This window comes from Actinomadura oligospora ATCC 43269 (assembly GCF_000518265.1).
GTDB classification, from domain to species: Bacteria; Actinomycetota; Actinomycetes; order Streptosporangiales; family Streptosporangiaceae; genus Spirillospora; species Spirillospora oligospora.
On record NZ_JADG01000008.1, the window covers coordinates 366873 to 390140 of the forward strand.

22 protein-coding genes are annotated in these 23268 nt (G+C 71.7%); 13 read left to right on the forward strand and 9 right to left on the reverse strand.

Annotated elements, in window-relative coordinates:
- Positions 1 to 83 precede the first annotated feature (83 nt).
- Positions 84 to 296 (reverse strand): DUF3073 domain-containing protein, encoded by a 213-nt coding sequence (locus P696_RS0113535; RefSeq protein ID WP_026412776.1) that lies wholly within the window; start codon positions 294 to 296, stop codon positions 84 to 86.
- A gap of 322 nt (positions 297 to 618) precedes the next feature.
- Entirely contained in the window at positions 619 to 1701 is a 1083-nt protein-coding gene (locus P696_RS0113540; protein ID WP_026412777.1) for a Glu/Leu/Phe/Val family dehydrogenase, read from the reverse strand.
- 239 nt (positions 1702 to 1940) lie between these two features.
- Between P696_RS0113540 and P696_RS0113545 the strand changes: the two genes are divergently transcribed.
- Together P696_RS0113545 and bldC are read left to right on the forward strand one after the other, a co-directional pair.
- Positions 1941 to 2975 carry a DUF8083 family protein gene (locus tag P696_RS0113545; protein ID WP_245627645.1) on the forward strand — a complete coding sequence of 345 codons (1035 nt, stop codon included), beginning with the start codon at positions 1941 to 1943 and terminating at the stop codon, positions 2973 to 2975.
- 256 nt (positions 2976 to 3231) lie between these two features.
- A complete protein-coding gene (bldC, locus tag P696_RS0113550) occupies positions 3232 to 3435 on the forward strand; it encodes a developmental transcriptional regulator BldC (RefSeq protein WP_012850682.1) in 204 nt (67 codons plus the stop codon).
- Positions 3436 to 3736: 301 nt separating this feature from the next.
- Here bldC and P696_RS0113555 read toward each other — a convergent pair whose 3' ends face one another.
- Positions 3737 to 4453, reverse strand: a complete 717-nt coding sequence (locus tag P696_RS0113555; RefSeq protein WP_034484599.1) for a TetR family transcriptional regulator — start codon at positions 4451 to 4453, stop codon at positions 3737 to 3739.
- A gap of 426 nt (positions 4454 to 4879) precedes the next feature.
- Here P696_RS0113555 and P696_RS0113560 point away from each other — a divergent pair, with 426 nt between their 5' ends.
- The 4 genes from P696_RS0113560 to P696_RS0113575 all read left to right on the forward strand — a co-directional run bounded on the left by P696_RS0113560 (position 4880) and on the right by P696_RS0113575 (position 9099).
- Complete coding sequence (locus P696_RS0113560; protein WP_425394149.1) at positions 4880 to 5851, forward strand: LacI family DNA-binding transcriptional regulator; 972 nt, start codon at positions 4880 to 4882, stop codon at positions 5849 to 5851.
- Positions 5852 to 6183: 332 nt separating this feature from the next.
- Positions 6184 to 6417: a hypothetical protein gene (locus tag P696_RS0113565; RefSeq protein WP_026412781.1), complete on the forward strand. Its 234-nt coding sequence runs from the start codon at positions 6184 to 6186 to the stop codon at positions 6415 to 6417.
- Between the two features lie 231 nt (positions 6418 to 6648).
- Entirely contained in the window at positions 6649 to 7509 is an 861-nt protein-coding gene (locus tag P696_RS0113570; RefSeq protein ID WP_342669013.1) for an N-acetylmuramoyl-L-alanine amidase, read from the forward strand.
- 78 nt (positions 7510 to 7587) lie between these two features.
- A complete protein-coding gene (locus tag P696_RS0113575; RefSeq protein WP_051467477.1) occupies positions 7588 to 9099 on the forward strand; it encodes a DUF7059 domain-containing protein in 1512 nt (503 codons plus the stop codon).
- On the opposite strand, the gene P696_RS45205 is transcribed toward P696_RS0113575, so the two are convergent.
- Both P696_RS45205 and P696_RS0113585 read right to left on the reverse strand, forming a co-directional pair.
- Positions 9088 to 10347 (reverse strand): sodium:proton exchanger, encoded by a 1260-nt coding sequence (locus tag P696_RS45205; RefSeq protein WP_051467479.1) that lies wholly within the window; start codon positions 10345 to 10347, stop codon positions 9088 to 9090. The genes P696_RS0113575 and P696_RS45205 overlap by 12 nt on opposite strands.
- A gap of 391 nt (positions 10348 to 10738) precedes the next feature.
- Positions 10739 to 11839, reverse strand: a complete 1101-nt coding sequence (locus P696_RS0113585) for a quinone-dependent dihydroorotate dehydrogenase (RefSeq protein WP_211245729.1) — start codon at positions 11837 to 11839, stop codon at positions 10739 to 10741.
- Positions 11840 to 12069: 230 nt separating this feature from the next.
- Here P696_RS0113585 and P696_RS0113595 point away from each other — a divergent pair, with 230 nt between their 5' ends.
- The 3 genes from P696_RS0113595 (at position 12070) to P696_RS0113605 (ending at position 16164) form a co-directional block, all read left to right on the forward strand.
- Positions 12070 to 12297, forward strand: a complete 228-nt coding sequence (locus tag P696_RS0113595) for a DUF6243 family protein (RefSeq protein ID WP_026412785.1) — start codon at positions 12070 to 12072, stop codon at positions 12295 to 12297.
- A 798-nt stretch (positions 12298 to 13095) separates the two neighbouring features.
- Positions 13096 to 15456, forward strand: coding sequence for an RNA polymerase sigma factor (locus P696_RS58740; protein WP_026412786.1), 2361 nt, complete (start codon positions 13096 to 13098; stop codon positions 15454 to 15456).
- A gap of 102 nt (positions 15457 to 15558) precedes the next feature.
- Complete coding sequence (locus tag P696_RS0113605; RefSeq protein WP_026412787.1) at positions 15559 to 16164, forward strand: dihydrofolate reductase family protein; 606 nt, start codon at positions 15559 to 15561, stop codon at positions 16162 to 16164.
- 95 nt (positions 16165 to 16259) lie between these two features.
- On the opposite strand, the gene P696_RS0113610 is transcribed toward P696_RS0113605, so the two are convergent.
- Positions 16260 to 16679: an ester cyclase gene (locus P696_RS0113610; protein ID WP_034484828.1), complete on the reverse strand. Its 420-nt coding sequence runs from the start codon at positions 16677 to 16679 to the stop codon at positions 16260 to 16262.
- A gap of 88 nt (positions 16680 to 16767) precedes the next feature.
- Here P696_RS0113610 and P696_RS45210 point away from each other — a divergent pair, with 88 nt between their 5' ends.
- Together P696_RS45210 and P696_RS0113620 are read left to right on the forward strand one after the other, a co-directional pair.
- Positions 16768 to 17373 (forward strand): TetR/AcrR family transcriptional regulator, encoded by a 606-nt coding sequence (locus P696_RS45210; protein WP_034484601.1) that lies wholly within the window; start codon positions 16768 to 16770, stop codon positions 17371 to 17373.
- A gap of 157 nt (positions 17374 to 17530) precedes the next feature.
- Positions 17531 to 17743 carry a hypothetical protein gene (locus P696_RS0113620; protein ID WP_026412789.1) on the forward strand — a complete coding sequence of 71 codons (213 nt, stop codon included), beginning with the start codon at positions 17531 to 17533 and terminating at the stop codon, positions 17741 to 17743.
- A gap of 105 nt (positions 17744 to 17848) precedes the next feature.
- Here P696_RS0113620 and P696_RS0113625 read toward each other — a convergent pair whose 3' ends face one another.
- On the reverse strand, positions 17849 to 18496 hold the full coding sequence (locus P696_RS0113625; protein ID WP_157429678.1) for a hypothetical protein: 648 nt from the start codon (positions 18494 to 18496) through the stop codon (positions 17849 to 17851).
- A 175-nt stretch (positions 18497 to 18671) separates the two neighbouring features.
- Positions 18672 to 19025, reverse strand: coding sequence for a DUF488 domain-containing protein (locus tag P696_RS0113630; protein WP_034484604.1), 354 nt, complete (start codon positions 19023 to 19025; stop codon positions 18672 to 18674).
- A 127-nt stretch (positions 19026 to 19152) separates the two neighbouring features.
- Between P696_RS0113630 and P696_RS0113635 the strand changes: the two genes are divergently transcribed.
- Complete coding sequence (locus P696_RS0113635; RefSeq protein ID WP_026412792.1) at positions 19153 to 20886, forward strand: pyruvate dehydrogenase; 1734 nt, start codon at positions 19153 to 19155, stop codon at positions 20884 to 20886.
- Positions 20887 to 20948: 62 nt separating this feature from the next.
- On the opposite strand, the gene P696_RS0113640 is transcribed toward P696_RS0113635, so the two are convergent.
- A complete protein-coding gene (locus P696_RS0113640; RefSeq protein ID WP_245627647.1) occupies positions 20949 to 21350 on the reverse strand; it encodes an ATP-binding protein in 402 nt (133 codons plus the stop codon).
- A 663-nt stretch (positions 21351 to 22013) separates the two neighbouring features.
- Between P696_RS0113640 and P696_RS0113645 the strand changes: the two genes are divergently transcribed.
- Complete coding sequence (locus tag P696_RS0113645) at positions 22014 to 23183, forward strand: FAD-dependent monooxygenase (protein ID WP_026412794.1); 1170 nt, start codon at positions 22014 to 22016, stop codon at positions 23181 to 23183.
- The last annotated feature ends 85 nt before the right edge of the window (positions 23184 to 23268 follow it).

Genomic DNA, 23268 nt, shown 5'->3' on the forward strand with positions numbered 1-23268 from the left:
GGTCGCCGCTCCGCCCCTGAGAAGCGCGAACGCCACCGCGCGGGACCGAAGTCCCTGCGGTGGCGTTTCGCCAAAAGGGCCGATCAGTGACCCGAGGTGCCGTTCTTGCGCTGGTCCTCGTAGTCGTCGGCGTAGTCGGCGTACTTCTCCGCGAGCTCGTCATAGGCGTCGTCGGCCGGAGAGTCGTCCGGAACACCCAACTCTTTCTGCAGGCGATCGAGGTCTGTGCCGCCGCTGCTGTACTTGAGCTGCCTGGCAACCTTTACCTGCTTGGCCTTGGCTCGGCCGCGACCCATTGGCTCGACCCCCTCGATGGTCAGGGCTTTCGTGGGCCCATCAACGCGCGCGTGTACCACACGAACCGATGCCTGATGAGCCATGCGTCAGTCACGGATACAACCGTACCCGTTTTGCGCCCGGCTCGGTACATCGTCAGTCCGTGGCGGCGACGCTCGTTGCGGAGGACATCAGTGTATCCGGTGGTCGGGAGGCCGCGGCCAGGCCTCGACACGCCCCCGGCGCAGCGGCCCGGAAGGCCCGCGGCGCCGGGGCGGAAGCCGCTCTCCGGCCGCCGGGGAGGACGCCGGCGAAGGCGGCCGAACCCCCGGCGGACGGGCGTCAGAGCAGGATGCCGCGCAGGCGGCCGATCTCGGACATCCTGCGCTCGGCGAGCCGGTCGGCGGCCACCGCGGGCGGCACGCCCTCCTCGGCGGCCAGCACGAAGATCTTCTCGGTGGTGTCGAAGATCTTCGTCGCGCGGGACTTGGCGCGCTCGAAGTCGAAGCCGCCGATCTCGTCCGCGACCTGGATCACACCGCCGGAGTTCACGACGTAGTCGGGGGCGTAGAGGACGCCGCGGTCGGCCAGCTGCTTCTCGATGCCGGGGTGGGCGAGCTGGTTGTTGGCCGCGCCGCAGACGACCTTGGCGCTGAGGACCGCGACGGTCTCGTCCGACAGGGACCCGCCGAGGGCGCAGGGGGCGTAGACGTCCAGCTGCTCGCGGACGAGCGCGGCGCCGTCGGCGGCCACCGCGACCTGGGGGTGCCGCTCGCGCACGCGCTCGACGGCCGCCTCGTCGACGTCGCTGATCACGACCTCCGCGCCGTCCTCGAGGAGGTGCTCGACGAGCCGGTGGCCGACCTTGCCGACGCCCTCCACGCCCACCCTCCTCCCGCGCAGGGTCGGCCCGCTCCACACGTGTTGCGCCGCGGCCCGCATGCCCTGGAACACGCCGAACGCGGTCAGGATCGAGGAGTCGCCCGCGCCGCCGTGCTCGACGGTGCGTCCGGTGACGTACTCGGACTCGCGGGCGACGATGTCCATGTCGGGGCTGTAGGTGCCCACGTCGCAGGCGGTGATGTAGCGGCCGTGCAGCGACTGGACGAAACGTCCGTAGGCGCGCAGCATCGCCTCGTTCTTGTCGGTGTCGGGGTCACCGATGATCACGGCCTTGCCGCCGCCGAGGTCCAGGCCCGCCAGCGCGTTCTTGTAGGACATGCCGCGCGACAGGTTGAGCACGTCGGTGAGGGCCGCCTCCTCCGACGCGTAGGGGTAGAAGCGTGTCCCGCCGAGGGACGGGCCGAGCGCCGTGGAGTGGATGGCGATGATCGCGCGCAGGCCGCTGGCCTCGTCCTGGCAGAAGACGACCTGCTCGTGTCGGGGTTCGGTGCCCTTGTGGGGCGACCCGAAGACATTAGGCACGGTAGTGCCCTCCTCTCTGTCTTGAGATCAGCCTAAAGGTGGTGGATGTCACCCCGCTGGCAGAACCCCGCTACGGGCCGTCCGGCATTCCGGCGCGCCGGTGTTCGCGGAAGGTCACGGGCCCCTGCGAGGCGGTTTCGGACCCGCGACCAGGACCTTGAACATCGGGAACGAGGTAACGCGCGCGTCTCGCGAGGCCCAAGGAGCCCGCATTTCGGTCGGACTCATGTAACGATGCGGTGGTGTTTCCGTACGCCGCGTACCTACGGGTATATGAGCCGGTTACCGCCTTCCCGGAACCGGCCCGAACCCTGTGGACGGCCTACGCCGAGTCGCGTCGGCGGCCCCGCCGGGTCCACGCCCTCGAGGTCGAGCACCGGCGCGCGGCGCGGCGGCTGGCCGGTTACCCGCCGGAGGTCGCGCCCCGCCTGGAGTGCCAGGACGCCTACGTGCGGCGGACGGACGACATGATCTACATATGTCCCTGGCAGACGCGGCTGCGGTCCTGGCAGGCGTTCGAGCGGTTCCGCGCCGAGACGCCGACCTCGGTGCTCCCCGCGTTCGTCCCGCCGGACGAGGCGGAACGGGCCGAACGGGCCTTCGCGCACTGGCGGGACAACGGCCGGACGCTGCGTCCGCACATTCAGACCGCCACCTGGCACGTTCCGCTCGCCTGGTTCGTCCTGTTCGATCGCGCGGAGCGCTGCCTGCTGCTCGGCCGGACGACGGGGAACGGCCACCTGGGGGAACCCGGGCTAGCCTCGCGCGGCACCGGGGGAGGGGCCGCGGCGAGCGCCGGACCGGCCGTGGGGACGGAACCGGACGCGCCCGCCGGAGGGGATTCACCGGACGAACGGGGTGAACACGCCCGACGTGGCCCGACGACGGCGTCCGCCACGCGTACGCTGATCTACGTCACGTCGATGGCGGAGGCGCGCCGCAGGATCGTCGCCGCGCTCCCCGTCCTCCAGCGCGACGTCGGCCGGGCCGGCCTCGGCGCGGACGCGCGCGACCCGGTGGCGCCGGCCGCCGGACGGCTGGAGGCGCTGGGCTCCCACCTGGACGTCTTCCATCCGCGCTCGCTGGTGGAGCTCGACTACGGCGGGCTCGTCCACCTGCTGGACGACGCCGCGCTCCGCGCCGACGACTCGGTCGGCGAGACGGGCGTCGCGCTCGCCGCGATGGCGCGCGGTGAGGTCGAGCTGACCGTCGCGATGTACCAGCGCCTGCTCGCCCGCTGGCGGCCGGTGCGGGCGCGCCGCACGGCGAACTGAACAAATTTCCTGAATCCCTGCGCGATACGACTATACGTGTCGCTAGAATCACTGAGCGTGACCCAGTGACCACGCTGATGCGACACGAATCCCTACGCAGGGTGGCAAAGGTACTTGCTTGTTGCGATGAGTGGTGGCAAGGTTACACGTTGTGATGTCATAGTGGCTCTTTCGGGCCATAGGGGACATCAGTGACCGCGCGAGATCAAAATCGCAGGATCGCTGTCATTCGGTCCACGGAGGAGAGGCCGCACACATGTCAGCACGTACACCCGAGGCCGAGCCGCTGCTCACGCCGGCGGAGGTGGCGACGATGTTCCGTGTCGACCCCAAGACGGTGACGCGGTGGGCGAAGGCCGGCAAGCTGACGTCCATCCGCACCCTGGGGGGGCACCGCCGCTACCGCGAGGCGGAGGTGCGAGCACTGCTCGCGGGTATCCCGCAGCAGCGTTCGGAGTGAGACGCGCCGTCCCGCCGAACCCTCGGCACGGACGGTCGTGTACAGCGCAACAAGGGGGGCGGCCAGGAGGCCGCTGAACGGAACCGTCCGCAGCGGGCGGGAGTTCAGCCGCTTCCTGGCCGACGGTCCGGCACCACGGTCATCCGAGAACCGCGGTCCCGGGCCACTCACCGTAATCATCGGATGTCCCGTTCGCCCCGCGACCGGGACATCCGCCATGCCCGGCCTCTGACTCCACAGAGTCACCACGCGCACACGCTCATCGCACTGGGCCCGCCGGGCACGTCCGGCGCGGCGGGGGTCAGCCCGCGGCGGGGCCGAGCTCGGCTTCGGCGAGCCGGTCGTACAGGTCGGAGATGTCGGCGGTGTGCTGGCCAGCGACATGCAGCAGGACGATCAGCTGGTCGACCAGGAGGCGTTCGAGCTCGGACCGGGCGACGTCCCGGTTCTCCAGCCAGTCGAGGCCCGCGGTCTCGACCGAGGCCATCCAGGAACGCAGCGTGATGCGCAGGATCGGCGTCGGGATCTCGACGTCCATCGCGGTGAGGATGCGGCCGAGCAGCAGCTGCCGGATGCCGTCCACGATCTCGCCGACCTCGCCGGAGCGGTCGGCCGGGCCGCCGCGCAGCAGGGCGGTGAAGCCCGCGGCGTGGCTCTCCACGAAGTCGAAGTAGCGCTCCAGCGACACCCGGAGCCGGTCGATCGGGGAGCCCTCGGTGGGCGGCTCGAGCAGCACCGACAGCTTGTGGGCGGCGTTGCCGAGGGCGGCGAGGTAGAGCTCGTACTTGCCGCCGAAGTAGTGGTAGACCAGCGCGCGGGACGCGCCCGCCGCGGCGGCGACGTCGTCGATGGAGACGTCCTCGGGCGGGCGGGTGCTGAACAGCTGGAGCGCGGCCTCGATCAGTTCGTCGCGGCGCTCGTCCACGCTGAGGCGGCGCCTGGCCTGACGGGCGCCGCCGGCCCGCCGGTCGCGGGTGTTCGCTCGCCGACCGCCGCCGGTCACTGCACGATCTGCCACTCGGGAAGGGTATCCGAGGCCGCGTCCGGGCACGGCCGCGCCGCCACGCGGGCCTGTCCCTTTCTCCGGGCCTCCCGGGAAGCCGTCCCCCCGGTGACGGGCGGAAACGGCGGGAACGTTCCCGGGCCGCGTGCCCCGAACTCCGATTGGCGGCTGCCCGTTACTCACTGTTGCGCCGATTTCGGGCGAAGCCGAGGCATCATGGCATCTCCTCCCGAGCGAGGACGGTGTTCGGGCGGCCCGTGCGTCCGGAACACCGCGAGTGGCATGACCCGCAAGGCCCCCGGACGGAGTGCCATGTCAGACGGAGAAACGACCCCGCCACGCGGCGCCGAGACGCTGCGCAGGGAGATCCCGCGCTCGCAGGTCCCGCGACCTCGCGCGGGCACGCTGCCCCTGCCCGCGCCCAAGCCGACGATCCGGAACGTGGCCGAACGCGCCGGGGTGTCCAAGTCGCTGGTGTCGCTGGTGATGCGCGGCTCCCCGCACGTGAGCGAACGCAGACGGGCGGCGGTCCTCCAGGCGGCGCGGGAGCTCGGCTACCGGCCGAACGCGGTCGCGCGGAGCCTGGTCGAGGGCCGCACCCGGCTGATCGGCGCGATCGTCGCGGACCTGCACAACCCGTTCTTCGCCGAGTTCCTGGACGGTCTCCAGGAGTCGCTGCACGGCGCGGGCCTGCGGATGCTGGTCGGCTCCGGGCGCTGGGACCCGCTGTTCGAGGCCGAGGCCGTCGAGGCGTTCCTGGAGATGCGGGTGGACGGCCTGGTGCTGCTCAGCGTCGTCCCGGAGTCGCTGAAGGAGGCGGCGTCGTCGGTGCCGGTCGTGGTCGTCGGCGAACGCGACGTGCAGGGCGTGGACATCGTGGTGGACGACGACGAACTCGGCGCGTCCCTCGCCGTGGACCACCTGGTGGACCTCGGCCACCGGCGGATCGCGCATATCGAGGGGGCGCGCTCCACCACTGCCCGGTACCGGCGCGCGGGCTACGAGAAGGCGATGCGGCGACACGGCCTGGCGGACGAGATCGTCGTCGAGCCCGGCGACTTCACCGAGGAGGGCGGGTACCGCGCGGCGCGCACGCTGCTCGCCCGGCCCGACCGTCCCACCGCGATCTTCGCGCCGAACGACCTGGTCGCGACGGGCGCGCTGTCGGCGGCGGACGAGCTGGACCTGCCGGTCCCGGAGAAGGTGTCGATCGTCGGGTACGACAACACCCATCTCGCCGCGATCCGGCACATCTCGCTGACCAGCGTGAACCAGCCGCGCCGCGACATGGGCCGGGTGGCCGCCGAGCTGCTCACCACCCGGATCGGGGATCCGGCGCGGGCCGCGCGGCAGAATCTCGTCGTTCCGCACCTGGTCGTCCGGTCGTCCACCGGGCCTGTCCCGGCGCTGTGATCCGGCGCGGTGGAGACCCGGGTGTGACGCGCCCGCGCTGAGGGGAGTTCCGGCTGGTGACGGGCTTGGCGTCCGGCGTCGGAGTGGGTCGTTCAGCGGTGGGTAGCGGATGGGTCGATCATCGTCCCGAAGTGGTGGCCCCCGGGTAAGGGGCTCGCCAAGCCTGACGCGATCGGTCGACCGGACCGAGCCGTCCGGTGGTTAATGGGTGGACCGTTCGGCGGATTCGGGGCCCTCGCCGAAGCGGGCCGAATCCCCAGGGGAGGACGGTCCGGGCGGGCCTCGTGGAACGGACACGGGAAAGATCGGGTTCACCCAGGGGGGCGAGTTCCGTGCGGGATCCGGAATTGGTGTCGTGTGCGCAGCGGGCGGCGAACGAGCTCGAGCGCGCCTGGTCGGAATGGCGCAACCAGCGGGGGCTCGCCGAGCAGGTGTCGGAGTCGGTCGCCAGCTACGTGGCCCACTCGATCGATCATCCGTGGGGCCGTCCGCGCGTGGTCCTCGGCCTGGACGCCGACGAGGCCCGGGCGCTCGCGGCGCTCCTGAGCACCCCGCGCGGCTTCTGACGGCCCTCGGGCGGCCTGGGCGGCGCGTGATTCGTGTGCCGGAAGGGACGCGTGGCGTCGAGGTTTTGGTTCTGTGTCCGTGTGGACGGATATGCCTTCCCAGCTTGGCATGGGCCGGTTCTGGAGGGCCGAGCACGGACACCGATTTCGTGGAGTCCGTTTGACGAACGCCTCCTGGTGTGCAAACTGGCAGGGGCGTTTGTCACGGAAGCATCACGAGAGGACGACTCGGTGCGCATTCATTCAGCGCGCGGCCCGGTGGCGGTCGGACTGGCCCTGTGTCTCGGGGCGCTGACCGCCTGCGGGAGCGGGTCGTCAGGTGATCAGGCGGCCGGAGCGGAGCGGGCGGCGCCTCCGGAGGCGTCCGGCGAGGCCGCCGCTCCGGGCGCGACGTCGCCGGGCAAGGAGCCCGCCGCTCCCACGGGTTCGCTGCGCGGCAAGACCATCGCGATCGACCCCGGGCACAACGGCGGGAACGACAACGCGCCGTCCGCGATCAACAAGCAGGTGGACGTCGGCAACGGCCGTAAGGAGTGCGACACCACCGGGACGCAGACCGCGTCCGGGTACACCGAGCACGCCTTCACCTGGGACGTGTCGAAGCGGCTACGCAAGCTGCTCCAGGCCCAGGGCGCCAAGGTCGTGATGACCAGGAAGAACGACACGGGCGTCGGGCCGTGCGTGACCGAGCGCGCGGCGACTGGGAACAAGGCGCACGCGGACGCGGCGATCTCGATCCACGGGGACGGCGCGGCCAGGTCCGGGCACGGCTTCCACATCATCGAGCCGCTGCCGGTCCCGGCGGGCGGCAACACCAAGATCGTCGAGCCGTCGGCGCGGCTGGGCGAGGCGGTCCGTGACGCCTACCACTCCGGGACGGGCATCCCCTACTCCACCTACCTCGGCAAGAAGGCGATCGACAAGCGGGACGACCTGGGCGGACTCAACCTGTCCACGGTCCCGAAGATCTTCATCGAGTGCGGCAACATGCAGAACCCGGGCGACGCGGCCAAGTTGTCCGACGCGTCCTTCCGGCAGCGCGCCGCGGTGGCGCTGGACCAGGGGATCACCGCCTTCCTCAGCGGCCGCTGACCCGTCCTCGCCGCCGCTCGCCGTCATGATCGGCGGGGCGGTCCGGCGCGCCGGGGGCGCGGGCGGCAGGATGGACGGGTGCGTGAACTGCTCGGGCGTCTCGGAGCCCGTTTCGAAGAGGCCGGATACACCGTCGAGGGCGTCCGGGAGACGCTCGGCCCGGTCGCGGGCGGGGCGCTGGCGCGGGACGAGATCGTCCCGGCGCTGCGGGCGACCACCGACGGGTCGACGCTCGCCGAGCTGATCCGGCTGTTCTGGCTGCAGGTGCCGGTCGCCGCGTCCAGGCTGCCCGGCCTCGCCGGGGATCTGGTGGAGGCGGGGCTCGCCACGCTGGACGGGGAGTCGGCGGACGAGCTGTTTCCCGTGTTCCACGTCGAGCCGGTCGAGTCGGTTCTGGGGTCGGGGCATCTCGGGTACGTGGTCTCCGATCTGAAGGTGCGTCCCGGTGAGGGGCGGCTGCCGCGGCCGGACCACGTCGTCGGCACGGGCGGCGCGGCGACCAGTCTGGCCCGGCTCGTTATCCACAAGCCTGTGGATAACGTCCTTGATCTGGGGACCGGATGCGGGGTGCAGGTCTTGCATCTCGCCGACCCCGCGGTCCGTCCGAAACCCGGCCGGATCACGGCCACCGACATCAATCCGCGGGCCCTGAAACTGGCCGAGAAGAGCTTCGCGCTGTCCCGGCTGGACGGCGTCGAACTGCTCGAGGGGTCGCTGCTGGAGCCCGTCCGCGACCGCCGTTTCGACCTCATCGTGTCCAACCCGCCGTTCGTGGTCGGACCGCCCGAAAGTGGCTTCACCTACCGCGAGTCGGGCATGCACGGCGACGAGTTCTGCAGCCGCCTGGTCGCCGAGGCGCCCGCGCTGCTGACCGAGGGCGGGACGGTCCAGCTGCTCGCGAACTGGCTGCATATCCAGGGCGAACCGTGGCAGGAGCGGGTCGGCGCGTGGGTCGGGGCGGCCGGTTGCGACGCCTGGGTCGTGCAGCGGGACGTCCAGGATCCGGCCGAGTACGCCGAACTGTGGCTGCGCGACTCGGCGGAGGCGGGAACGCCCGAGCACGGCCGCCGCTACAAGGAGTGGCTGGACTACTTCGACGCCCGGAAGGTCGAGGCGGTCGGCTTCGGCTGGATCACGTTGCGGATGGCCGGAAGTAACCGTCCCGCCGTCCGGATCGAGGAACTGCGGCACACCGTCGACCAGCCCGTCGGGGCGTACGCGAACGCCGTCCTGGACGGCCTCGTCGCCGCCCGGGAGTTTTCCACAGCCTGTGGACGAGTAGACGGCCTGGAGCAGATCCGGTTGCGGTCCGCGGCCGGTCTAGTCCAGGAGCAGATCGGGCCGCCCGGCGACGAGCATCCCGAGCGGATCCTGCTCCGGCAGACGGGCGGGCTGCGGCGTGCCGCCGGGGTCGGCACGGCCGAGGCGGGCCTCGCCGGCGTTTGCGACGGGTCGCTGCCGCTGGCCCCGCTGCTCGACGCGATCGCGCAGCTCATGGACATGGACGGCGACCAGATCCGGGCGCACGCGGCGGCCGTCCTGCCCGAGTTGATCGCGGACGGGTTCTTCGAGGTCGCCTCACTCGGCTGACCCGCGGCCCTCGTCCGCCGGCCGGGCGACCGCGCGCAGCGCCGCGACCATGTCGTCCTTCTTCAGGGTCAGGATGGTGAAGCCGGCCGCCAGGTAGACGCCGGACAGGAACAGGCGCACGCCGTGCCACGGCAGGACGAACTGGGCCGCGAACAGGGCGAACAGCAGGGCGGCCTCGCGGCGCCGGAACTCCAGGTCCACCAGTAGCGCGAGGCCGAGGACGGTCTGCGCGGCGGTCAGCAGCACCTCCTCGGTCTGCCGCGCGTCCAGCGGGAGCGACCAGTCGCCGCCGCCCAGCCGGAACGCGATCGGGAGCGTCCCGATCAGCAGCGTCCACTGGTTGACCTTGCTGGACAGCAGCGTCCCGATCGCGTCGGAGTCCCGCAGCCGCCACGCGAACACCACCGCGACGATGAGCTCCGGCGCCTCCGACGCCAGCGGGGCGAGCCACTGCACCAGCAGGAACCGGTCGATCCCGAGCGTCGACCCGGCGTTCACCAGCGACTCGGCGAACGGCTCCGCGCACGCGAAGATCACCACCGCGCCGAGCAGGAACAACACCGCGGTCGTCACGCGACGGGCCTCGGTGGGCAGCGCGGCGAGGACGGCCGGGACGCCGACGGGCTCCTCCTCGTCCTCGGTGCCGATCCGCGCGATCCGGACGACATACAGGACGTAGAGGTATATAAGGACGATCGCGACGTACCACCCGATCTCCCCGGCCAGCGCGGGCACGAACGCGACCACCGCGGCGATCGCCAGGAACCCGAGCTCGATCCGGTGATGCCCGCGCAGCCGGACGGGCCGGATCTCCTCCCGAGCCGAGCCGCCGCGCTTCCGGACGAGGCGGCGGCTGCCCAGCGTGAAGGCGAGGACGACCAGGGCCCAGCCGACGCCCACGAGCAGCCGGTTCGCGCCCGTCATGTTCGCCGCCGCGTACGCCGTGTACTCCGGCTTCGTGCCCGCGGCGTAGGCGTAGTAGAGGTCGACGGCGTACTCGGGAAGCACCGCGATCAGGGCGAGCAGCGCCAGCGCGAGCGCCCCGGACATGTCCCGGCGCGCCGTCTCCGACGCCCACATCAGCAGGATGGCCGCGCCCAGCACCCCGGCCCCGAAGAAGATCATGCTGGGCACCGGCGAGGGATGCGTTCCCGACAGCCGCAGCACGACCGCCGGCGCCGCCAGCACGACGACACCCGCCATCCGTGCCGCGATCGTCCTGTCCGACAACGGCGTCAGAGCCGACATACCCCGAACCCTCCCGCCGTCCAGGTCGAGCTACGTCCACCCCCCGGCAAAGAACACTCCGCCCGGAACCGCCACCTCACCAGCCGATTCGCCCCCAAGCGGCCGCCTAGGCCACCCCGCATCGCGAACCGTGAACCGTCCGGCGCGCGCCGCCACGCAGCTGAGCAACGACGCAGTCCGGCGGCGGAGGTGGTCACCGGTGGCGGGCGGGAGCCGGGATGTGGGTGTCGGGCGATGGGGTGCGCTCGTGTTTGCGTCTCGGCCAGTTCGGCGATGCGCCGGGTCGGGCCCGCGACCGCACCGGCGCCCTGTTGCGTCGGCGGCGAGATCCTCGCCTTTTGTCCGGGCAAGGGGCGGCTGGGGGCCCCGTGGCCGGGTGTTCGTGTCTGGGTCAGGTGGTTTTGGGGGTGCGGGCTTCGGTGAGGGTGCGGAAGGTGCTGGCGCGGAGGCGGCGGGAGAGGTCGCGGTGGATGCGCCAGGCCCACAGGGGGCCGCCGTAGATCATTCCGGTGAAGCCCTGGACGAGGGTGGCGCCGGCGCGGATGCGTTCCCACACGTCGTCGGCGGTCTCGATGCCGCCGACGGAGATCAGGACGAGGCGGTCGCCGGTGCGGGCGCGCAGCCGCCGCAGGACCTCCAGCGACCGGGCCTTGAGCGGCGCGCCGGACAGTCCGCCGGTCTCCTTGGTCAGCGAGGACGGGCTGGCGAGGCCGTCGCGGGAGATCGTGGTGTTGGTGGCGATGATGCCGTCCAGGCCGAGGTCGAGCGCGAGGTCGGCGACGGCGTCCACGTCCTCGTCGGCGAGGTCGGGGGCGATCTTGACCAGGAGCGGGACGTGGCGGTCCGGGGCGGCGCGGTCGGCGGCCTCGCGGACGGCGGTCAGCAGCGGACGCAGCACCTCGACGGCCTGGAGGTTCCGCAGGCCGGGGGTGTTCGGCGAGCTGACGTTGACCACGAGGTAGTCGGCGAGCGGGGCGAGCCGCTCGGCGCTCACGACGTAGTCGGCGGCGGCCTCGGCCTCCGGCACCACCTTGGTCTTGCCGATGTTGACGCCGACGATCGTGCTGTCCGGCGTCCTGCGGCGGCTGCGCAGGCGACGCGCGGCGTCCGCGGAGCCCAGGTTGTTGAAGCCCATGCGGTTGACGACCGCCCGGTCCGGGAGCAGCCGGAACAGGCGGGGGCGCGGGTTGCCCGGCTGCGCGTGCCCGGTCAGCGTGCCGATCTCCACATGCCCGAAGCCGAACGCGCCGAGCGCCTCGTAGGCGACCGCGTCCTTGTCGAAGCCCGCGGCGAGGCCGAGCGGGCCGGGGAACTCCAGGCCGAGCGCCGCGACGCGCAGCGCCGGGTCGCGCGGCGCGAGCGTGCGGCGCAGCAGCGGCGCGACGCCGGGCGTCGCCTGGATGGTCCGCAGCGCGCGCATCGTCAGATGGTGGATGTCCTCGGCGTCCATGAACCGGGCGATGACGTGGCGGAACAGCAGTGAGTACAGCATCACCACGAGTATCCCAGGCGGCCCGAGCGAAAACGGTTTGAGGGCGTCCGAGGGCGCCGCCTACCCTGGTGGACATGATCGAGAACCTGCTGGCCACCGTGTGCGTGGCCGTGCCGCAGCGGATCATCCGCCACCGCGTCGCCGTCTGACGGACGGCCCCCTGCGGAACTCCCGCCCGGGCCGGACGACGACCGGACAGTCATCGCCTGCCATCACGGGAGCGGCTCACCATGGCCAAGAACAGGAACAACATGCTCGGCGTCGGCGGACAGCGGCGCAAGGTCTCACGCGCAGGCCTGCGCGGAGGGCCGGGCGGCGGACGCGGCCCGGCCAACGACGGCGCGGACGCCAAGCGCACGCTGGCCGAGTCGATGCGCGAGCGCCTCGACGCCCAGCGTCGTACCGCCGAGCAGGAGACCAGCGAGGACGACACCAGCGAGAACAACACCGCCGAGTGACCATCGACGGACCCGAGAGGTCGCCCGCGTCGCCCAACGCCGAGTGACGTCAACGCCCCTGGTGGGACCGCCGACGACGGCCTCGCCCAATGACGGTTGACCGGTCTAGGCAGTCACCGTTGGGCGGCACCGCCGGATGACCTCGGAGGTTCTGCGAAGCCTGCCGGTAGCGGTCTCGCCGGATAAGCGTTGACGGATCTGGACGCTGCCGATGGTTGATCCCGCCGAGGGACCGTCCCGACGGTCCCTCGGCCCGGGGCCGCCCGGGGCCACGGTCCCTCGGCCCGGGCCACCTGGGGCCGCATCGCCGAGCGACGGTCGACGGTTTGCGGGCCTGCCGGTGGCAGCCTGCCGGGTGGCCGCTGACGGATCCGGGCGGTCGCCGATGGCGGCGTTGCCGAGTGGCCGTTGATGGAACTGGGTGGTTGCCGGTGGTGGCCTCGTCCGGATGATGCCGATGGGTTCGAGAGGTTGTCGAGGGCGGCGTTCCGGAGTGTTTCGGGGCGGTGCCCAGGCGCGAGCCAGGGCATCGGATGCTGGGCCAGATCGGCGGCGGAAGTTCGCGGCATCGGCTTCGTAGGCACCTTTTGCGCGTTCTGGCGGCTGGTCGGAGTGTGAACTGGACCGGCGTTCGTGCCCTGCGGGGCGCGGACGCCGGTTTCGTTATGTAGTCGAGCCGATACGTTGGGTCAGATTTCGGGTTTATTCGCCACCTGTTACAAGAAAACCATCACGATCAGTAAGGGGAATACGTCACGGTGGAGTCGTTGGTGGATCTGACAACCACTGGGGGGCGTTGTGAAGTTGACCTTTTCCAGCGGCGGCGGAACCGACGACGCGGCGGGCCGGCACGCCCGGGTCCGGCGGCGGGGGCGCGCCGAACCGTGGCCCGCCGAGCCGCTCTGGCCCGCGCCCGACCCGGTTCGTGACCGCGAGATCCTGCTCGACCTGGCGTCCCGCCGGGCAGGGGCGGAGGCCAGGCTCTACGACGCGTACGCCGCCCGCCTTCACGACTATGCCGCGTCCGTGCTGCGCGAAGGGCCTGCCGCCGACATCGTCCACGACGTGCTGGTGGACGCGGCGCGGCGGGCCGCGCGCGTTCGTGACCGGGAGCGGCTCGGCGCGTGGTTGTACGCCGCGACCCGTGCCCGGATCCGTCGCCGCACCTTCCCGCGCCCGCGCTGGGACTGGTCGGCCGCACCCGGTGGGACGCGCCCGGCCGTCCCCGTGCAGGTGCGCGACGCCCTCGACCATCTGATGGCGGTCACGGGCCCGACCGAGCGGGAACTGCTCCTGCTCACCGGACGGCACGGCCTCACCACGGACGACCTGGAGGGTGTTCTCGGCCGTCCGGCCCGTGGGCTCCGTCGCCGCTGCGCGCTCGCCTGGCGTCACGCCGCCGAGATCGTCGCCGCCCATACCGCCGCTTCGGCCGGACTGGACGCCGGTCTGAGCCCGTCTTCGCCGCCGTCCCCATTCAAGGTGAGCGGCGCTACACCGCCGAACGGCCTTCCGTACACGGCGGCTGATCCAGTGCGTCAGGCCATCTATCCGGCTTACGGGACGCCAGCGGATGAGCGGCCCTTCGTGTCGCCTGGGCCGTCTCGCCACTCTTCGCAGGAGTTGGACGGGGTGCTGTTCGTGCCGCTTCCGACCGGAGGATTCCCGGCCGGACTGTATGAGACGCCGCCTGGTCTGGGGCTCGAGTACGAGGCGCAGAGCGGTGGCCCTGTCGCCCCTGCGTGGCGGGGCGAAGAGCAGGACGGCATCGCCGACCCGGCGCAGCGGGCAGGAGGACAGCAGGGCGGGCCCGCCGATTCGGTGGTGTGGCGGCGTGCGAAGCAGGACGTCGCCGCGGATCTGACGTCGCGGTTGGACGCGCGACGCGATGGTTCTGGTGGGCCGTGGCCGGGTGAGCGGCAGAACGAGGCCGTCAGGTCGGGGGCGTGGTCGGACCCGCAGCGTGGTGGGGATGACCAGCCGGAGTCGTGGGCGGATGCGGGGCGCAGTCGGCCCCGGGCGGAGGGCGCCCGTGAGCGGGGCTTCGGTTCGGGGCAGCGGGCGGGTGGGTGGCGTGGTGAGGGGGAGAGGGGGTTGCCGGGGGGCGTGGCGGGCGGTGGCGTCGGTGGGCCGGTGTTGCGGGTGGAGGCGTTGCTGGTGGCGCCTGTCGTGCCGCCTCCGCCGCAGCGGTTGCGGATGCGGATGCGGGTGTTGCACACGCTCGCCGACCCCGAGCTCGCGCCCTACCGGGCGGAGATCCGCGCGCGCGGTGGACGGCTCACTCCGGAGGGGCTGCCCCGGCAGCCGGACGCGACGTCGCCGGTCGCCCGTCGGACTCGTCGCGCCAGCCTGCGCACGACGCTGACCGGAGCGGCGGCCGTCACCGGGGTGCGTACGTCCGCCGCGGCCACCGCGACCGTCGGGACCGCGCTCGTTCCGCTGTTCCTGGTGCCCGCGTCCACGCCGACCACCGGGCTCGGGCTCGCGCCGGGTGGGCACGGCGGGCACAGCATTGCGAGCCCGCTGAACGGCGACCTCCCCGAGCCGCTCCCGGACAGGCCGGCGCACGACTCGGGTGTCGACGTTCCGTTCCCGACGGACGGGTTGCCTGCCGTGCCGCTGTCCTCCCCGGAGGGGGACAGCACCGCGGTGATCAGTGGGACGCCGAAGTATCCGGACGCCCCGGCGATCTCCGGGGGTGTGCCGAGCGGGATCGTGCTGCCCGACCGGCCTTCGACGCCGCCAGGATCCGAGCCGCTTCCCGTGCCGTTCGCGCCGCCGGATCTCTCTCCCGCCGTGCCGCAGGTCGTGCGCGACGTCGTGCAGGCCCTGCCGCAGGTGGTGCAGACCCTGCCGCGTGTGGTCCAGGACGTTCCGGAGATCGTGCGGGACGTTCCGCGGACGATCGCGGACGTTCCCGGGACGCTTCGGGACGTCTCGAAGGTGGTGGAGGACGTTCCGAAGACACTTCAGGACGTCCCTCATGTGGTTCAGGACGTCCCGCATGTGGTGCGGGACGTGCCCAAGGCTCTTCAGGACGTGCCCGCGGTGGTCCGGGACCTGCCCGCGGCGATCTCCGGAGTGACCGGGACGGCGTCGCCGTCTGCGCGGACCGGTGGGCTCGATGTTTCGGATGGGGCCGGAGGCGGGCAGCGCTGAGGGGGACGTGCCGCACGTGATCGGGGGCGTGTCGCGTGGTGGACGGCGACGACTTCGGCGTGGTCTGGCGGTCCACCTGTCGAGCGACGAAAGGAGCGAGTGATGGGCATCGTCTACACCGAAATGTCGGTCTCGCTGGACGGATACATCGCGGGACCCGGCGAGACGGGCTTCGACCGGTTGTTCCGCTGGTACGAGAACGGCGACATCGTCTGGGAGACGGCGCTGCCGGGCCTCACCTTCCGGATGACCGAGGAGAGCACGCGCGTGGTTCGGGAGGAGATCGCCAAGACGGGCGCGTTCGTCGTCGGACGCAGGCTGTTCGACCTCACCAACGGGTGGGAGGGGCGGCATCCGTTCGACATCCCGGTGGTGGTGCTGACCCACGAGGTGCCCAAGGACTGGCCGCACCTCGACACCGCGCCGTTCACGTTCGTCACCGAGGGCGGCGTGGAGGCGGCGGTCGCGACGGCGAAGGAGGTCGCGAACGGCGGGAACGTCGGGGTGAACGGCGGGACGATCGCCACGCAGTGCCTCGACGCGGGGCTGCTGGACGAGGTGGGCATGGCGCTCGTCCCGGTGATGCTGGGCGGCGGCGTGCCCTACTTCGGCCCGCTCGAGAACGGCCCGCTCGACCTGGAGGGCCCGATCAGGACCGTCCAGGGCAAGGACGTCACGCACCTTCGCTATCGCGTCCGCCGCGGCTGACCTGCGGAGCCGGAGCCCTCCGCCCATGAGCGGGGGCGCAGTGCCCGAGGAGGCGGGGCGGCCCGGAGGCGGCGGTCGGCGGGTGTGGGCGGAGGTCATGCGACGGTGGGCCAGTCCCAGCCGAGCTGGGCGAAGAGGCCGAGGCGGTCGGAGACGGCGCGGATCTCACTGATCAGGCCCTCCCGCAGCGTGAAGATGAGGATCATCTCGGTCTCGAACGAGCGGCCGGTGGGGACGGGCATGCGCGGGTGCGTGCCCGTGTGGGTGCCGGTGTGCGTGCAGCGGGCGACGACGGTGTCGCCGGAGACGACGAGCTGCTGGACCCGGCAGTGGTAGTCGCCGAACGCCTGCAGCTGCATGGCGATCGCGTCGAACGCGGCGCCGGGCTCGTCCGGCTCGCCGTGGATGATCTTGTTGTGGTCGACCACGTCGGCGGCCATGTGGTGGCACAGGTCGGCGAGGCGGCGCTCGTTGACGGCGGCGAAGAACCCGGTGACGACATCGGTGGCGGACATGTCCACCCTCTCTCTTACGGTGTAAGACGTTCGGACGCGTCTATGATGCGTCTTACGCCGTAAGAGAGTCAAGTCGGAAGGAGACTCTGTGGGTAAACCCGTCGGCCTCACCCGGGACCGGGTCCTGGACGCCGCGCTGGCCCTGGTCGACCGCGATGGCCCGGCCAAGCTGTCCATGCGCCGCCTGGGCGCCGAGCTGGGCGTCGAGGCGATGACGCTGTACCACTACGTCCCGAACAAGGACGCTCTGCTGGATGGGCTCGTCGAACGCGTGATCGCCGGGGCGCGTCCACGCCCCGTGCCCGGCAGCCTCGACTGGATCGTCGACTTCGCCCGCTCGTTGCGTCGCGAGCTGCTCGCGCACCCGCGCGTCGTCCCGCTGCTGGCGTCACGGCCGATGAGCACGCCGGGTGGTCTCGACCTCCTCGAGGAGGCGCTCGCGGCGCTGGCCGATATCGGCCTGACGCCCCTCGAATCCCTCGGGCTGCTCAACACGGTCGCCACGTTCACGGTCGGCCACGTCCTCGCCGAGGTGCCCACCGGCGACGAGCCCGAGCTTCCTGACCTGGGGAAACACCCGCGCGTCGCGCAGGCGGTGGCGGACGGCCTCGGCACCCCGTCCGATCACGAGGCCCGATTCGAGCGAGCCCTCACCGCCATTTTGACCGGCCTTGCCCCGGTCGGTGAACGATGATGGTCCGATGATCCCGACCCGGCCGGGGCGGCCGGGCGGCGGGGAATGGCGGGGTGGTCAGGCGGTGGGAACGGGAGGTCACTGAATTCCCGCCCGCACGGAGGGTGTCGCGGCGCATGCTTGGGGAGTCCGGCTCCGGGTGCTGACAGGAGGGCGCATGAGGGTGGTCACTCTGTGGCGCACTCGTGACGGCACCTATGCGGTCAGGGACGACCAGATGCGGCTGCTCGCGGAGTTCTGGGCCGAGAAGGAGGGGTGGTGGCGGGGCGAACTGGCCGACGGGACCGTCCGGCGGCTGTGGGTTCCGGTCAGGGACGGGGATGAGGAGACCGCCGCACGCGAGGTCACCAAACGCCTGTTGAGCCGGTGACAGAAGTGTGGCGCGGATGCCCCCGTGGTTTCCGCGCCGTGATCGATCCTCGCGGGTCGTCCGGGGGCCGCGTATCCGCTCTCCTACTCAGATCCGGCTGGGTGGTCAGCGTCCCGGGGTGGAGAAGATCTGGTTCAGCCAGCGGAAGACCGGGCCGAGCGTCGCGTCCCAGACCGCGCGGATCCCGCGTCCGACCGGGCGCGCCACGTTCACCCAGACCCACCGGACGGGCAGCGCGACGAGGTACTTCAGCGGGACGACCAGCGTGTAGTACAGCACCCGTCCGGCGATCCACCAGGCCCGGCTCAGCACCGGGAACAGGGCGTTCTCCCAGATCCAGGCCAGGCCGCGTCCGATCGGGGCGAGCACGTGGCGCCACAGGAACGTCAGCGGCACGACGATCAGGATGTTCAGCACCCACGCGATCGCGGTCGCGATCGGGAGCAGTACGTACCGGCCGAACCAGGCCAGACCCGCCCAGAGGCCGCGTCCGATCCAGGCGAGGAACGCGCCGAGTAGCCGCAGCGGGGGGAGCAGCAGCGTCTTCCACAGCCAGATCAGGGGCTTGACCAGCAGGAAGTGGAGCGCGATGCCGATCGGGCGCAGGACATACCGGCCGAACTGGACCAGCACCCATCCGATCCCGCGCCCGAGCAGGTTGAGCAGCTCCCAGGCAAGCCGGAACGGCAGCGCGATGACCACGGCGGGCCAGAGAAGGCAGCCGGGCGCGGAAGAGTCGTTCGGCCTGGTCAAGGTGTCTCCCATGTCGTGCTCAGCCCCGAAGTCACGACTATGACGGTTCAGGGCGAGAGGTGGTTCAAAACCGTACTCCTAGGTTTTGAACCACCTCTCGCCCTGAACCGCCCATGCTGTGCCAGTTGATCGGCACGACACGAGGCGGAGGCCGACAAGGAGTGGGGGCGCGGCCTCAGCCGAGGAGGCGGCGGCGGAGGACGGGGAGGTGGCTCTCCTCGATCTCCTTCGTCGCGGTGAGCAGCGTGACCGGCCCGCTCTCGGCGAGTTCGCGCAGGTGGTGGACGATCTCGACGCGTTCCGGGTCGTCCAGTTCGGCGCGGTAGCGGTCGGCGAACTCGGCCTTCTTCGCCGGGTCGTGGCCGTACCACTTGCGCAGTTCGTCCGACGGGGCGACCTGCTTGTCCCACTCGGTCAGCTCGGCGTGCTCCTTGGACAGGCCACGCGGCCACAGCCGGTCCACCAGCACGCGCGCGCCGTCCGCCGCCTCGGGCGCGTCGTACGCGCGCCGCATCCGGAATTCCCCCATGGAGACCCTCCTACCCGCGATGCGAGGGCCGGCCCGTTCGCGTTCGGGGAGGTTGTGAGGGTTGGCTCTGCCGGTGTCCGGGGATCCTGGCCAAAGATGATCGTTTCGTTTCGGGGGAGGCGCGGACATGGCGACGGTCGCCGAGCAGCTCATCGAGATCCTGCGGCAGGTGGGCGTCCGGCGCGTCTACGGAGTGGTCGGGGACAGCCTGAACCCGGTCGTGGACGCCGTCCGGCGGGCGGACGGGATCGAGTGGGCGCACGTCCGCAACGAGGAGGCCGGGGCGTTCGCGGCAGCCGCCGAGGCGCAGCTCACCGGGCGTCTCGCGGTCTGCGCGGGCAGCTGCGGACCGGGCAACACGCACCTGATCAACGGCCTGTACGACGCGCAGCGCACGGGAGCGCCCGTGCTCGCGATCGCCTCCCAGATCCCGAGCGCGCAGATCGGGATGGGGTTCTTCCAGGAGACCCATCCGGAGCGCGTGTTCGCCGAGTGCAGCGTCTACCGGGAGCTGGTGAGCGGTCCCGAGCAGATGCCCCGGATCGTCCGGACGGCGGTCCAGCACGCGGTCGGGCTCGGCGGCGTCTCCGTGCTCGCGCTGCCCGGCGACGTCGCCGACCGGGTCGTCGCGGCCCCGGTCGGGCAATCGGACCTGCTCGTCCAGCAGGGCGTCCTGCATCCGCCCGCCGACCAGGTCGACCAGCTCGCGAGCCTGCTGAACCGCGCGGAGAGGGTGATGCTGTTCTGCGGGGACGGCGTGCGGGGCGCGCACGACGAGGTGATGGGCCTGGCCCGGAAGGTGCTGTCGCCGATCGGGCACTCGCTGCGCGGCAAGGAGTGGATCCAGTACGACAACCCGTTCGACGTGGGGATGAGCGGGCTGCTCGGCTACGGCGCCTGCTACGACGCGATGCGCGAGGCCGACCTGGTCCTGCTGCTCGGCACGGACTTCCCGTACGACCAGTTCCTGCCGGGGAAGCGGACCGTCCAGATCGACGTCGACGCGTCGCGGCTCGGCCGCCGGACACCGCTGGAGCTGGCCGTCCACGGGGACGTCGGGGAGACGTTGCGGCAGCTCAGCGGCAAGGTCAGGCAGAAGACCGATGTGTCGTACCTGGACGGGATGCTGCGCAAACACACCCGTTCGCTGGAGAAGGTCGTCGACGCCTACACCCGCGACATCGAGCACCACACCCCGATCCATCCCGAGTACGCCGCGTCCGTGCTGGACGACGTCGCCGCCGAGGACGCGGTCTTCACCGTGGACACCGGCATGTGCAACGTGTGGGCCGCGCGCTACCTCACCCCGAACGGGCGCCGCCGCATCATCGGGTCGTTCCTGCACGGTTCGATGGCGAACGCGATGCCGCACGCGATCGGCGCGCAGTTCGCCTACCCGGGCCGGCAGGTGATCTCGGTGTCCGGGGACGGCGGGCTGAGCATGCTGCTCGGCGACCTGATCACGATCCGGCAGCACCGGCTGCCGGTGAAGATCGTCCTGTTCGACAACGGGTCGCTCAGCATGGTCGAGCTTGAGATGCTCGTGGACGGCCTGCCCGCGCACGGCACCGACAACGGCGAGGTCGACTACGCGGGTATCGCGCGCGCGGTAGGCATCGAGGCGGAACGCGTCGAGGACCCTGGACGCGTCCGGGCGGCCCTGACGGACGCGTTCGCCACCGACGGGCCGTTCCTGGTGCATCTGCTCACCGACCCGAACGCGCTGTCCATCCCGCCCCGGATCACCGGCGCCCAGGTCAAGGGCTTCGCGCTCGCCGCGGGACGGACCGTCCTCAACGGCGGCGTCGGCAAGATGCTCGACCTCGCGCGCAGCAACCTCCGCAACATCCCCCGCCCCTGAGCCTCGGCCACCCGGGACGGACGGGCGTCAGCCGGTCCGCGGCACGCAGGCCGAAAGTGGGGTCAGCGCGGGCCGGGGAGGTCGACGTCGAACCATAGATGCGTGCCCGTGGACGACTGCTCCAGGCCCCATTCGGAGGCGAGCACGTCGATGACCGTGAGGCCGCGGCCGTGGTCGATGCGGTCGGTGCCGTGCGGGTCGTCCTGCCGCGCGGGGCCGCCGTCGCGGACCGCGACCCGCAGCCGCCGCCCGTCGGACGTGATCCGGACCCGGATCGGCCCGGTGCCGTGCAGCACGGCGTTCGCGATGGCCTCGGCGCCCATCAGCTCGACGTCGTCGAGCAGCGTCTCGTCGTCGATCAGCTTCGCCGCGCGCTCGCGGACCGTGCGCCGCACGGCCTGCCCCTCGGGCCGTCCGCCGGTGAGGACGAGCTCGTCGCCGAGGAGCTGCATCACGCCGGTCACGACCCGCAGCCGGGACGGACGCGGGCGAATCGGCGCACAGCCGATGGACGAGGAACCGGTGGACGAGGAACCGGTCGGCGGAAACTCATTGGACGCGGAGTCGTTGGGCGAGCGCCGGATGGGCGGGGAGCGGATGCCGTTGTGCCGAGTGTCACTGGATCACCACACTGTGAGAGCGGAGACGCATCGCGATCGTTCACCTCCGGTGCGTGACCGGGCAACGCGCCGCGAGACCTTCGTCCTGACCTGTTGAGAGCGTGGTCCCGCCTGTCTCCGGAGGCGGCCACGGGCGCTGGGTAAGCGCGCCGGGCCGGTGCCGGACCCTCGGTGCGAGGCACCGGCGGAGACCGATCCACGATAGGCCGGATTCGGAACGCCGCGCAGCACAACGCCCCGGAACCTCCCCGCCGGGGATCCGCGTCGACGCCTGTGACGTGCGTGAACACCGCGTTCGGTGGGTCATCGCGGGGTGCTGAAGAACGCGAAAAAACTCCGTCCGCACCGACGATTCGTCGGAGGTCCGGGCGTGTCACGTCCGCCGCCCGGCCGGTCCCGCCGCCGATGGGGCGTTGTGGCCGGACGGTGCGCGATCGGTCAGCGTCCGGTCAGCGCGCCCGGCGACCGTGTGGTCACGCAAGCGAAACGAGCGGATGGAGCGGGACCATGGAGAACACCACCGTACTGATCTCGGGTGCGAGCGTCGGCGGCCCGGCCCTGGCCTACTGGCTGACCCGGCACGGCTTCGACGTCACCGTCGTGGAGATCTCGGACGGTCCGCGTCCGGGCGGGCAGGCGATCGACGTGCGCGGCCCCGCGCTGGAGGTCGCGAACCGGATGGGCGTGCTGGACGAGATCCGCGCGGCGCGGGTGGCGATGCGCGGGATGTCGATGGTGGACGCCGACGGCAAGGAGCTGTTCCGCAGCGAGGAGCGCACCATCACCGGCGGCGACCTGGACAGTCCGGACGTCGAGATCCTGCGTGACGACCTGTCCCAGATCCTGAGCGGGGCCGCCGGGGACTCGGTCGAGTACCTGTACGGCGACTCGATCGCGGGCCTGGAGCAGGGCGCGGACGGGGTGCGCGTGTACTTCGCGTCCGGCGTCCAGCGCGACTTCGACCTGGTCGTCGGCGCGGACGGCCTGCACTCCAACACCCGGCGGCTGGTCTTCGGGCCGGAGGACCGGTTCATCACCCACCTCGGCACCTACCTCGGCGTCTGGACGGCGCCGAACCTCCTCGGGCTGGACGAGTGGCAGGTCTTCCACCAGGTCCCGGGCAGCTCGTGGGGCGGCGGCGTGATGAGCGTCCGCGACAACCGGGAGGTCCGCGTCTACCTGGGCTTCGAGGCGGCCGAGCCGATCGCCTACGACTACCGCGACACCGCCGCGCAGCAGCGGCTGCTCGCCGAGCGGCTCGAGGGCGGCGGCTGGGAGCTGCCGCGCCTGCTGGAGACGATGAGGGACGCCCCGGACTTCCACTTCGACGCGATGGCGCAGGTCCACATGGACTCGTGGTCGTCCGGGCGGGTCGTCCTGCTCGGGGACGCGGGGTACTGCGGCTCGCCGCTGTCGGGGCAGGGCACGTCCATGGCGATGGTCGGCGCGTACGTCCTGGCCGGTGAGCTGAAGGAGGCCCGCGGCGACCACGAGGCGGCCTTCACGGCGTACGAGCGGGAGCTCCGCGGCTACGTCACGGCCAACCAGGAGCTCGCCCTCACCAACAAGGCCCGCGTCGAGGCCCAGCAGGCCGCCGACTCCGGCGACGCCGACGAGGTCATCGACTTCCAGGACTTCGGCGAGATCGTCAACTCTCTGGTCCTGAAGAGCTACTGATCTCCGCGACGCCCTGCGCCGTCCCCGCGTGTTGGAGGTGCGGGACGGCGCTTTCGTCGGCTACTCCGGAGTCATGGCAGATGCG